This is a genomic window from Paenibacillus amylolyticus (assembly GCF_051136285.1).
GTDB classification, from domain to species: domain Bacteria; phylum Bacillota; class Bacilli; order Paenibacillales; family Paenibacillaceae; genus Paenibacillus; species Paenibacillus amylolyticus_F.
In genome coordinates, this window is the sequence record NZ_CP194938.1 from 3,452,546 (window position 1) to 3,465,452 (window position 12,907).

At 49.4% G+C, this 12,907-nt stretch carries 5 protein-coding genes, 2 rRNA genes and 1 pseudogene; all 8 read right to left on the reverse strand.

What is annotated here, in order from left to right:
• Positions 1–75 precede the first annotated feature (75 nt).
• A 23S ribosomal RNA gene (locus ACR8BL_RS15225) occupies positions 76–3,001 on the reverse strand.
• A gap of 365 nt (positions 3,002–3,366) precedes the next feature.
• Positions 3,367–4,922, reverse strand: a 16S ribosomal RNA gene (locus tag ACR8BL_RS15230).
• The 16S and 23S rRNA genes sit together here, the layout of an rRNA operon.
• Before the next feature lie 639 nt (positions 4,923–5,561).
• A pseudogene (locus ACR8BL_RS15235) lies at positions 5,562–5,964 on the reverse strand (hypothetical protein).
• 181 nt (positions 5,965–6,145) lie between these two features.
• Positions 6,146–7,753, reverse strand: a complete 1,608-nt coding sequence (locus ACR8BL_RS15240) for a response regulator (RefSeq protein ID WP_434748423.1) — start codon at positions 7,751–7,753, stop codon at positions 6,146–6,148.
• Positions 7,750–9,642: a cache domain-containing sensor histidine kinase gene (locus ACR8BL_RS15245; RefSeq protein WP_434748424.1), complete on the reverse strand. Its 1,893-nt coding sequence runs from the start codon at positions 9,640–9,642 to the stop codon at positions 7,750–7,752. Before ACR8BL_RS15245 ends, ACR8BL_RS15240 begins: the two co-directional genes overlap by 4 nt.
• Positions 9,643–9,669: 27 nt before the next feature.
• On the reverse strand, positions 9,670–10,518 hold the full coding sequence (locus ACR8BL_RS15250) for a carbohydrate ABC transporter permease (protein WP_434748425.1): 849 nt from the start codon (positions 10,516–10,518) through the stop codon (positions 9,670–9,672).
• Positions 10,515–11,465 (reverse strand): carbohydrate ABC transporter permease, encoded by a 951-nt coding sequence (locus ACR8BL_RS15255; RefSeq protein ID WP_434748426.1) that lies wholly within the window; start codon positions 11,463–11,465, stop codon positions 10,515–10,517. Before ACR8BL_RS15255 ends, ACR8BL_RS15250 begins: the two co-directional genes overlap by 4 nt.
• 97 nt (positions 11,466–11,562) lie before the next feature.
• Positions 11,563–12,894, reverse strand: coding sequence for an ABC transporter substrate-binding protein (locus ACR8BL_RS15260; protein ID WP_434748427.1), 1,332 nt, complete (start codon positions 12,892–12,894; stop codon positions 11,563–11,565).
• Positions 12,895–12,907 lie beyond the last annotated feature (13 nt).

Sequence of the window (12,907 nt, forward strand, 5' to 3'; positions counted from 1 at the left end):
CTTCTTCCATTCATCAGAGTGTTGTTCTCTGAAAACTAGATTCGAAACGAAACTTACGCAAACTCAAACGTGCTATTGGATAAGCCCTCGACCGATTAGTACTGGTCAGCTCCATGCATTGCTGCACTTCCACCCCCAGCCTATCTACCTCGTCGTCTTCAAGGGGTCTTACATACTGGGAAATCTCATCTTGAGGGGGGCTTCACGCTTAGATGCTTTCAGCGCTTATCCCGTCCGTACATAGCTACCCAGCGGTGCTCCTGGCGGAACAACTGGTACACCAGCGGTACGTCCATCCCGGTCCTCTCGTACTAAGGACAGCTCCTCTCAAATTTCCTACGCCCACGACAGATAGGGACCGAACTGTCTCACGACGTTCTGAACCCAGCTCGCGTACCGCTTTAATGGGCGAACAGCCCAACCCTTGGGACCTACTTCAGCCCCAGGATGCGATGAGCCGACATCGAGGTGCCAAACCTCCCCGTCGATGTGGACTCTTGGGGGAGATAAGCCTGTTATCCCCAGGGTAGCTTTTATCCGTTGAGCGATGGCCCTTCCATGCGGTACCACCGGATCACTAAGCCCGACTTTCGTCCCTGCTCGACTTGTAGGTCTCGCAGTCAAGCTCCCTTATGCCTTTGCACTCTTCGAATGATTTCCAACCATTCTGAGGGAACCTTTGGGCGCCTCCGTTACTCTTTAGGAGGCGACCGCCCCAGTCAAACTGCCCACCTGACACTGTCCCCGTACCCGATGAGGGCACCAGGTTAGAACCTAGATACGATCAGGGTGGTATCCCAACGGTGCCTCCACACAAGCTGGCGCTCATGCTTCTAAGGCTCCCACCTATCCTGTACAGATCGTACCCAAATTCAATATCAAGCTGCAGTAAAGCTCCATGGGGTCTTTCCGTCTTGTCGCGGGTAACCTGCATCTTCACAGGTATTAAAATTTCACCGGATCTCTCGTTGAGACAGCGCCCAAGTCGTTACGCCATTCGTGCGGGTCAGAATTTACCTGACAAGGAATTTCGCTACCTTAGGACCGTTATAGTTACGGCCGCCGTTTACTGGGGCTTCGGTTCACAGCTTCGGATTACTCCTAACCACTCCCCTTAACCTTCCAGCACCGGGCAGGCGTCAGCCCGTATACTTCGCCTTACGGCTTCGCACAGACCTGTGTTTTTGCTAAACAGTCGCTTGGGCCTTTTCACTGCGGCCCCCTCGTGCTATTCACACTACCGGGGCACCCCTTCTCCCGAAGTTACGGGGTCATTTTGCCGAGTTCCTTAACGAGAGTTCTTCCGCGCGCCTTAGAATTCTCTTCTCGCCTACCTGTGTCGGTTTGCGGTACGGGCACCTTCATCTGGCTAGAGGCTTTTCTTGGCAGTGTGAGATCATGACCTTCGCTACTGTAATTTTCGCTCCCCATCACAGCTCAGCCTTACGATGTGCGGATTTGCCTACACATCAGCCTTACTGCTTAGACGGACATCCATCAGTCCGCGTCACTACCCTACTGCGTCCCCCCATTGCTCGTAACGATTTACGGTGGTACAGGAATTTCGACCTGTTGTCCTTCGACTACGCCTTTCGGCCTCGCCTTAGGTCCCGACTTACCCTGAGCGGACGAGCCTTCCTCAGGAACCCTTAGGCTTTCGGCGGATCAGATTCTCACTGATCTTTTCGTTACTCATACCGGCATTCTCACTTGTATAATGTCCAGCGCTCCTTACGGTACACCTTCAACCCTTATACAACGCTCCCCTACCCCTGATGCAATGCATCAAGCCATAGCTTCGGTGGTGTGTTTAGCCCCGTTACATTTTCGGCGCAGAGTCACTCGACCAGTGAGCTATTACGCACTCTTTCAATGGTGGCTGCTTCTAAGCCAACATCCTGGTTGTCTGTGCAACTCCACATCCTTTCCCACTTAACACACACTTGGGGACCTTAGCTGATGGTCTGGGCTGTTTCCCTTTTGACAATGGATCTTAGCACTCACTGTCTGACTCCCGGAAGTAAGTCTATGGCATTCGGAGTTTGACTGAGCTTGGTAACCCTTGCGGGCCCCGCACCCAATCAGTGCTCTACCTCCACGACTCTGTTTTCCGAGGCTAGCCCTAAAGCTATTTCGGGGAGAACCAGCTATCTCCGAGTTCGATTGGAATTTCTCCGCTACCCCCACCTCATCCCCGCATTTTTCAACATGCGTGGGTTCGGGCCTCCAGTGCGTGTTACCGCACCTTCACCCTGGACAGGGGTAGATCACCCGGTTTCGGGTCTACGTCCACGTACTATGGCGCCCTATTCAGACTCGCTTTCGCTGCGGCTCCGGCTCTTCACCTTAACCTTGCACAGGAACGTAACTCGCCGGTTCATTCTACAAAAGGCACGCCATCACCCCTAAAACGGGCTCTGACTTTTTGTAAGCACACGGTTTCAGGTTCTATTTCACTCCCCTTCCGGGGTGCTTTTCACCTTTCCCTCACGGTACTGCTTCACTATCGGTCGCTAGGAAGTATTTAGCCTTGGCAGATGGTCCTGCCGGATTCATACGGGGTTTCACGTGCCCCGCACTACTCGGGATCCGTCTCGGAGGGAACCAACTTTCAACTACAGGGCTTTTACCTTCTTTGGCGGGCCTTTCCAGACCTCTTCGCTTAACCGGTTCCTTTGTAACTCCATGTGAGACGTCCCACAACCCCAAAGAGCAAGCCCCTTGGTTTGGGCTTCTCCGCGTTCGCTCGCCGCTACTGACGGAATCACTATTGTTTTCTCTTCCTCAAGGTACTTAGATGTTTCAGTTCCCTTGGTATGCCTCTACACAACCTATGTATTCAGTTGTGAGTAACTGGATATTACCCCAGCTGGGTTTCCCCATTCGGACATCCCCGGATCAAAGCTTGCTTACAGCTCCCCGAGGCAGTTTCGTTGTTCGCCACGTCCTTCATCGGCTCCTAGCGCCTAGGCATCCTCCGTGTGCTCTTAGTAGCTTAACCATGACGCTCGTGTTCGAGCTGTCGCTCCGCTTGGTTTGCTTGCGCAAATCCAAAAGTCGCTCTATTTCGATCACTCGCTCCAGCAATCTACCTTATAAAACACTTCACTTGTTTACACAAGATCAGCTTAAAGGAATGTTCTAATTCGCGTTTGTTTCGTTTCGATATCTAGTTTTCAAAGAACAAATCGTTTCATTCGGGCCGTTCACAAGAAGTGTCGGTCGAATAAACGAGAAGTGTTGAGAGTTTGAGCTCTCAAAACTGAGCAACGAGTGAGTTGAAAGCTTTACGAAGTAAAGCTCGCTTCGGAAGCATACTTCCTGAAGACTTTTGAATGTTTCCACGCGGGAAACGATTCTCCATAGAAAGGAGGTGATCCAGCCGCACCTTCCGATACGGCTACCTTGTTACGACTTCACCCCAATCATCTATCCCACCTTCGGCGGCTGGCTCCTTGCGGTTACCCCACCGACTTCGGGTGTTATAAACTCTCGTGGTGTGACGGGCGGTGTGTACAAGACCCGGGAACGTATTCACCGCGGCATGCTGATCCGCGATTACTAGCAATTCCGACTTCATGCAGGCGAGTTGCAGCCTGCAATCCGAACTGAGACCGGCTTTGTTGGGATTGGCTCCATCTCGCGATTTCGCTGCCCGTTGTACCGGCCATTGTAGTACGTGTGTAGCCCAGGTCATAAGGGGCATGATGATTTGACGTCATCCCCACCTTCCTCCGGTTTGTCACCGGCAGTCTATCTAGAGTGCCCACCCGAAGTGCTGGCAACTAAATATAAGGGTTGCGCTCGTTGCGGGACTTAACCCAACATCTCACGACACGAGCTGACGACAACCATGCACCACCTGTCTCAACTTTCCCCGAAGGGCACCTGATGCATCTCTGCTTCGTTAGTTGGATGTCAAGACCTGGTAAGGTTCTTCGCGTTGCTTCGAATTAAACCACATACTCCACTGCTTGTGCGGGTCCCCGTCAATTCCTTTGAGTTTCAGTCTTGCGACCGTACTCCCCAGGCGGAGTGCTTAATGTGTTAACTTCGGCACCAAGGGTATCGAAACCCCTAACACCTAGCACTCATCGTTTACGGCGTGGACTACCAGGGTATCTAATCCTGTTTGCTCCCCACGCTTTCGCGCCTCAGCGTCAGTTACAGCCCAGAGAGTCGCCTTCGCCACTGGTGTTCCTCCACATATCTACGCATTTCACCGCTACACGTGGAATTCCACTCTCCTCTTCTGCACTCAAGTCACACAGTTTCCAGTGCGATCCGGGGTTGAGCCCCGGGATTAAACACCAGACTTACATGACCGCCTGCGCGCGCTTTACGCCCAATAATTCCGGACAACGCTTGCCCCCTACGTATTACCGCGGCTGCTGGCACGTAGTTAGCCGGGGCTTTCTTCTCAGGTACCGTCACCTTGAGAGCAGTTACTCTCCCAAGCGTTCTTCCCTGGCAACAGAGCTTTACGATCCGAAAACCTTCATCACTCACGCGGCATTGCTCCGTCAGGCTTTCGCCCATTGCGGAAGATTCCCTACTGCTGCCTCCCGTAGGAGTCTGGGCCGTGTCTCAGTCCCAGTGTGGCCGATCACCCTCTCAGGTCGGCTACGCATCGTCGCCTTGGTGAGCCGTTACCTCACCAACTAGCTAATGCGCCGCAGGCCCATCCCCAAGTGACAGATTGCTCCGTCTTTCCAGTTCCCTTCAGGCGAAGAAAACAAGTATTCGGTATTAGCTACCGTTTCCGGTAGTTGTCCCAAGCTTGAGGGCAGGTTGCCTACGTGTTACTCACCCGTCCGCCGCTAACCGTCCGAGAAGCAAGCTTCTCTTCAAGTCCGCTCGACTTGCATGTATTAGGCATGCCGCCAGCGTTCGTCCTGAGCCAGGATCAAACTCTCCAATGAAGATGAATTTGGTCAGCGTCGTTAAACGCTGTCAAACTCATCGGGGTATTGAAAAGAGCGATAAGCTCATTTTGAATCTGACGAGATTAAAATCTCATTTGTGCTCCAGTCGATCCAAGCCAAGGCTTGTCTCATACTTTCGCGTTCATTCTGCAAGCAGAATGTTTACTCACTCGTTGTTCAGTTTTCAAAGATCAAACTTGTTTCGAAGTCGAGTTCATTTCCCCTCAACAACTTTTATATCATATCATTTCCGATCCAACTTTGCAAGCTCTTTTTTTAAGTTTCTTTCGAAGCTTGTTTTCATTTGCTTGCCTCACTTTTTAAAGTGTGTTTTCTTGGCCGGAATTAGAATATATCATACGCAGATCCTGTTTACAACTTGTAAAATATCCCTATTCATCTCTGCTAAAGTCTCATCTTCCGCATACTTGTATCTCATTCAACGATATGAAGCCACCTTAAATAAATTCATGTTTCAAATCTACTCTAAGTATCCGACATATATATGAGAATAAATTCTATACGTCTAGTCATCCTACGCTGGCTTAAATTTATCGTGCACCCTCATCCATTGATATGGATACCACGATCTCCGTTAATACGTGATTCACATTCCAATCTTCAAAACGGACGTTCTTATGCCTCTATCCGATTCATGCCATCGTTAGACCTTCCCATAATTAACGTATCGTAATATAGCCCATCCGCATGCTTTCTATCCTTTTTTAGAACACCTTCTCTTTCAAAACCATTTGCTTCATAAAATTGTACTGCCTTATCTTTCGTTGCAAGTACCTTTAATGTTACCTGATGTCACAGTAACCAGAAACAGATTGTTGCGCTTTTCTGTGTCCATGCGAATGAGCTCTTTGAAACCCGCAGCATCCATGTATGCTTCTCCTGCTTCACGATCCATGTTTTCCGTTTCCCCGTCCAGCTGCACATTAAGTGAACATAAGGTAACAGCATCCTTTTCCACGGCTGAACGAATAGTATATTGCATCCCTTTGACTCGATACTCCTGGTCATCAATGATCATCTTGCCCCTCTCACACCTTTCGTACTTAATATTGAACAACACCATCTACTCCGTTTAGGCTATATTCCATACCCGCCTTGCCTCATCTCCACTATATAATGCTCTATTCGGTACGCTTACCTAACTTGGTCTGACTTAGAATCCCGAATCTTCATCTTACTTAACTGGCAATTCTTCCACCTCAACCGACTTCAGATGGGCTTTTCCCGGTTAACATCTTAAAGACCTGACTAAAGTACGTCGCATTACGGAACCCTGTCATCTCACTAACTTCGTACACCATATAATGTCCTGATTGCAAAAGCTCCAATGCCCGCTGGATACGGTATCCATTCAGGTAGCTGACAAAATTCTCACCGGTCACCCTTTTGAACAGCTGGCTCAAGTATTTAGGGTGTACAAAAAGACCTTTTGCGATGGCCTCGAAACTGATCTCCTCTGCGTAATGTTCCTCTACGTATTGTTTTACTTGTGCGATGAGTTTGTTGCTCTTCTTCTCACCCATCTCCTTACGGATCTGCTCCAACCATTCTTTAATGACACTATCTATCCAGTTTATCAGATCATGTAAAGCATATTTCGACTGTATTTCACGCAGGAAATCACTCATCGTGAGTGGTGGCATTAGCAGAGGGTGTTGCTTTTTCCAGCTATGCATCATCGTATCGAACAAACTGACGGCAACCACCTGCGCATCCTGAATGCTTGCACAGTTCCCTTCTTGCAGCGTTTGGAAAAGTTGAAGCCAGACCTCCTCCGCCAGACTAATCCGCAGATCAGCCCACGCCTCATCCCACTGAAGAAGCAGCAAAGAATAATCCGTCGCACTCCGCCCCGCCCCTTCCGGCGTCTCAACATAATATATGCGGTTCCCGCCCTGAAACTCTGCTCGCTCTACCGCTTCCCTACTCTCCAGATAAGAATCGATGACCTCACTGGCATGATGCTTCACCCGGCCTATGCCAGCACTAACCTCAATTTTCAAATACGTAAAGATCTGATCCATGATCTGACTTACCAGTGCTTGCAATTCTTCAAAATAATCGTTGTCTCCCAGCATCAACAGCACAAATACCTGATCCGAATAATCCACAACCTCCACCTGGCACTCTGCCATCCGAGCCGCCTGTTCCTTCACAGTCTCCTGAATGATGTCTGCCGCCCCGTAGCGCAACAGCTGCCAGTCCCGCTCTTTCATACGTGTCATAAAACCCGGACGATTCAATTGCAAACTGACGACACGAACCTGAGCGTACATATGAAATCCGATATATTCCATCCGAGCTTCGGGTAATTCATCTGCCCGATAACGTGTGGTCAACAGCTCATGGAGAAACTGTTGGCGCAGATAGGGGAGCACCCGCCCTGCTTCTTGTTTGTACGTCCGCTCCAGCCGCTCATGCCGCTCTCGTACATCTTGTTCCAGCAGCACCTCGCGCAGCACAGACTCAATCTCCTCCACCTCCGCCGGCTTGAGCAAAAAATGATTCACCCCCCAGCGCATAGCCGCTCTGGCGTTCTCGAACTCGTCATATCCACTAAGGATGATAATCGGCAGGTGGGGATAGTCACGCCGTAACTCCTGCGTCACTTCAAGTCCGGTCATGCCCGGCAAATATACGTCGGTCATAACCAGATCCGGATGTACGCGGTGGAAAAGATCCAGCGCATCTACCCCGTTAGCAGCTGTACCTGCAATACTCAGACCCAGGGAGGGCCAGTCGATATGCTCAGTCAGCGCTTTGATAATATGCGGATCATCATCAACAAGCATAATGGTCTTCGTCATTTTTCACCGTCCAGCCACAGATTTAATTGCTCCTCGGTCTCAATGCGCGGCAGCGTAATTTTCACTTCCACACCGCCTGAACTTCCGTTGCTTAACTGCACGCCATACCTTTGTCCACAATACAGTTGTATGCGCTGATGCACATTGCGAACACCGATCCCTTTGGAATCCTCCATATTCCAACCTTCTGGCAAGCCTTGTCCATTATCGGTAATCCTGATGATGATATCGGGAACAGGCTCGTCTGCCTCATCAATACATACCTGAATACGTAGAGACTCTTCTGATGGATGCCCATGCATGACTGCATTTTCAATAAAAGGCTGCAGAATGATCTTGGGAATATGACAGCCGCGTATACGTGGATCGATGTGCTCCTGATACTGGATTGAGAATGGCAAACGTTCGGACTGAATACTGACGTAACACCGAGCATGCTCTAGTTCATCCCGAACACGGATAAACAATCTTCCTCCACTGAGCCCAATCCGAAGTAACTTGCTAAGTTGCACAATCATTCGGCTGATATCCTTGGCTTCGTAGTCGAGCGCACGCCAGTGAATCATATCGAGCGTATTGTACAGGAAATGAGGTTTGATCTGGGCTTCAAGCAAGCTGGTCTGGGCCTCCCGCTTCGCTCGGCTCTCATCCTTGACCTGTTCCATTAGCGTCGTGAGCTGTGAAGCCATGTGGTTAAACCCATACGCCAAATGGGCGTACTCCTCCGTAAACGACAGCTGTACACGGGTATCGAAGTCTCCTTTTTCGAGCTGCCTCATTCGTTTGATCAATTGTCGCAAAGGCCGGATAATCTGCCGCACAAACAGATACGCAAGCACAGCCGAGCATAAAAGCCCAAGTACAGCAATGCCAAGGATCTGCCATCCTACATGGCGAACCGGGGATAACAAGGTATATACAGGAATAGTCTGCACAAGACGCCACTGAAGCATAGCAGGTCTGGAGTACAGCACCAATTGAGCCCCTCCCGGTTGACCCGATACTACTTCGAATCCGTCTTCTCCAGGTCGTGCATGCTCTTGGATCCATGTACTATCTATAATAGAAGAAGATGAGTTAACCCCGTCCATTGCCCCTTGAGCTGTGCTTGACTGTTCCCCAGGGGGCACTTGATTTTCTGGATGATCAGACCGGGTTACAATCCCCCCTGACGGTTCAGCTTTTCCCATCTGCATCACTACATTGCCAGCTGTATCAACCAGCAGCACATTGCCATCCAGTACCATCGGCACATCGGCGAACCTGCGTACAATATCAGCTCTGCTGAGACGAATAAACACGTAAGCGACCGTTCCACCCTTACTATCAAAAATCCGTTGCGCATATCCAACCAAAGATTGGCCTGATTCATTCTCACGAAGTGGAACCCAGGCTGCATCCGCCTTCTCAAGCGAGGTAAACCACGAATCATTCGCAATGGCCTCTAGCGGATAAATGCGGTCAGCTGACGTCACCGTTACTTCATTAAAAGCATCTGTATACAGTTCAATCGAGGTAACCCCTTCACTCACAACCATGGTATGATCCAGAATTCGTGAAACCTCTCTCCGCTGATGAATCTGTGCCAACCTGCCTGTATTGGACGTTTCCAACAAGTTGGACAACTCTCTGTTGCTTGCGAGTCCATAGGCGGTGCCCGTTACTCCTGTAATAAAATCAAACCCCCGCCTGGTGCTCTCATTCAAGAGAGCAAGACGCGCTTTGCTGATTTCGGTAAATGTGACTGCTGAGAATGATTGGTAGGCAAGCCAAACAATGACCGAGACGAGCAACAGATTAAACGCAATAAAGCAAGTCACCATCAACGTGGAGAGCTTGCTTTGTTGCAGCTTTTGATGAATATAGGCAGACCATCTTGTTTTTCGCATAAGGAATCAACTCGTTTCGTCTTGGAATTACCCTTTGAGCCCAGAGGTCGCGATTCCTTCCACGAAGTACTTCTGACACACGATAAATACGATAAAACATGGCACAAGGGATAAAACAGACATTGCAAACATCGGACCCCAATCGGACTGTGAGCTGGAATCCAGGAACAGGCGTAGTCCCAGTGGAACGGTATATTTGCTCACATCGCTCAGGTAGATCAGCTGACTGAAGAAATCATCCCATGTCCACAAGAACGTAAAGATCATTGTCGTTACAAGTGCTGGAAAAGCGAGCGGGATAATGATTTTGGTATAGATTCTCACCGGACCACACCCGTCAATGGTCGCTGCTTCATCCAGTTCTCGAGGCAAACCCCGGAAAAACTGTACCATCAGGAAGATGAAGAACGCATCAGTCGCGAGCCATTTCGGTACAATCAGCGGCAAGTACGTATTCACCCACTCCAGCTGATTAAAAAGAATATACTGCGGAATTAACGTAACGTGGTGCGGCAGCATAATCGTCATCAACATCAGCCCGAAGCAGATGGCCTTGAAGCGAAAGTTCAACCGGGCGAAGGCATAGGCTGCCATTGAACAGGAGATCACATTGCCCAGCACGGCTCCCAGCGACAGGACGATGGAGTTGGTCAGAAATTTGGAAAAGGCATTCCCTTGAGCGCCGGACCAGCCCGTCATGTAATTTTGCCAATTCCATTCCTTTGGCCAGAACCAGGTTTCCGTAAAAATCATATGCCCTGGTTTGAAAGAGCTACCCAGCATCCATAGAACAGGATAGAGCATAAGAAGGGCGATGCCTGAAATCAGTACATGTTTGGTGACAATCCAAGCTACGGAGTTACGTTGTCCAATCATGATTTTCCACCATCCTCATAGTGTACCCACAACTTGCTGCTGCGGAATACGAGCAATGTAAATACGCCGATCAGGATTACCAGAACCCACGCCATGGCAGAAGCATAACCCATCTGGAAGAAGGAGAATCCTTTTTTGTACAGATATAGAGAGTACATCAATGTTGAATTCACTGGTCCCCCGCTGCCGTTACTGATAATGAAGGCCTGCGTGAATGATTGAAAGGACGTAATTAACTGCATCACTAAGTTAAAGAAGATGACAGGTGACAGGATAGGCAACGTGATATAGAAAAATCTCCGCATCGGACCCGCACCATCTACAGCAGAAGCTTCATCATACTCCGGTGGAATCTGTTTAAGTCCTGCCAGGAATATGATCATGGATGAGCCGAACTGCCATACGGACAACAAGACAATGGAATATAATGCGTACTTGGGATTAGCCACCCAGTCTGGTGCTTTAATGCCCACCATCGCCAATACGCTGTTAAGCAGTCCGTCACCACCGAGCATTTTGCGCCACAACATCGCAATGGCAACACTACCTCCCAGCAATGTCGGGATATAGTACACCGTGCGGTATATGCCAAGTCCACGAATACCTTTGTTGAGTAACATCGCGACAAACAGGGCAAAAATCAGTTTGAGCGGAACGGACACAGCAACATAGGTAAATGTCACCTGAAGCGACTTGGTGAACAGCTTGTCGGACGTAAACATGGTGACGTAGTTATTCAGACCAACCCAGTTCGGGGCGGCCAAAATACTGTAGTCGGTAAAGGAAATGTATAACGAAGCAAGCATTGGACCTAGGGTCAGAAATACTAATCCGACAAGCCAAGGGGCGAGAAAGAGCAGAGCGGCTCCATTATGGGCGTATCGACGTTTCACACGCCGGGCGGCTACTTTCTCGATTCTGGCTTGACTGACCTGTGATGTCGTCATTTTCGCAACCTCCCCGCAGTATTTGAAGTTCATCGGAACGAGAGTGCCAGTTGTATCTGTAGGTAAAACTCGTCTGTAGCTACAAGCTCTACTCTCTTTACTGGCTTGATCCAAGCGTTGCTTTGGCCCCTTCAATAAACTGGGCAATGATGTCTGTCATGCTGCCTTGACCAAAAGCGATCTGCTCGCTTGTACTTTTGAAACTCGTATCCACTTCAGAAAATCCTTGCGGGTATGGCGGGCTAATCTCACTGGAATGTTTCGATACCGTATCAATGAATTGGAAAATAACTTTCTCTGCATCGGACAGTTTCGGTTGCATCTGCTCACGAATGCTTGCATTGACAGGCACACCACGCTCTGATCCTAGAATCGCTGTCGCTTCAGGGTCATTCACCATGAAATCAATGAACATAGCCACTTCTTTCGGATGTTTGGATTTCGAATAACCGGACAGGAACTGGCCTGGCTTCAGATACTCACCGATTCTTTTTTCGTTCACGCCATGTGGCAACACTTGAATGCCAAGCTTATGATCCTGGTTTTTGTTCACTTGTTGGAACGTAAGCAGTTGGTTGGACCACGCAAAATCCATGGCTGCTGTACCCAAAGAAATAGGTCTGGTTTCCAAAGCATTTGTTGTCGAAGCTGCAACTTCCGCAGACGTAGCTCCTCTGTTCTCACGCAGCGCAGCCCACATCTCAAACCACTCTTTTAATTGCTCACTTGTGGCTGTCATGGTGCCATCCTCAAACAAACCTTTGCCGGACTGACGTACAAATACCTCAAACATGTTGGTGGCACCGGAAATGTCAGCCGAGCCATAGAATCCGTCTCCCTTAGCGGCAGCAATCTTGGCTGCAATCGCTGAGAAGTCATCCCATGTCCAGCTCTCCTTCGGCTCTTCAATGCCGAGTTGCTGGAATAATGTTGCATCGTAAATGACACCTGGCGCATTCACCCCAAGGGTGATGGCATATAATTTATCATCGATCGATCCAGCTGTAATCATGCTCTTGTCGTGATCTTTGATACGCAGCTCTTTATCTGCATATGGCGTCAGGTCAAGCAAAGCACCGCGCCGTGCAAAGTCCGTCAGAAATGCATAATCCATCTGGATGATATCCGGAGCGTTCGAACCAGCGACCTGCGTCGTAAGTTTGTCAAAATATCCATCCCAGCCCGAATATTCAGCTTTAATCGTAATGCCTGGATGTTTCTCTTCAAACAGTTTAATCACTTTGGTTGTCAGATCATGTCTGGTCTGTGATCCCCACCAAGTCATGCGCAGTTCAATTTTGTCTGAAGCACCACCTTGGCCTGACTCACCCGAAGATGCCGGTGTGCTTGAGGTTCCTCCAGAACAGGCTGTAGCGAATAATAACAGGGACAGGCAGAACAGGGTTACCCACTTTTTGGTGATGATCATGAATGAATTTCCT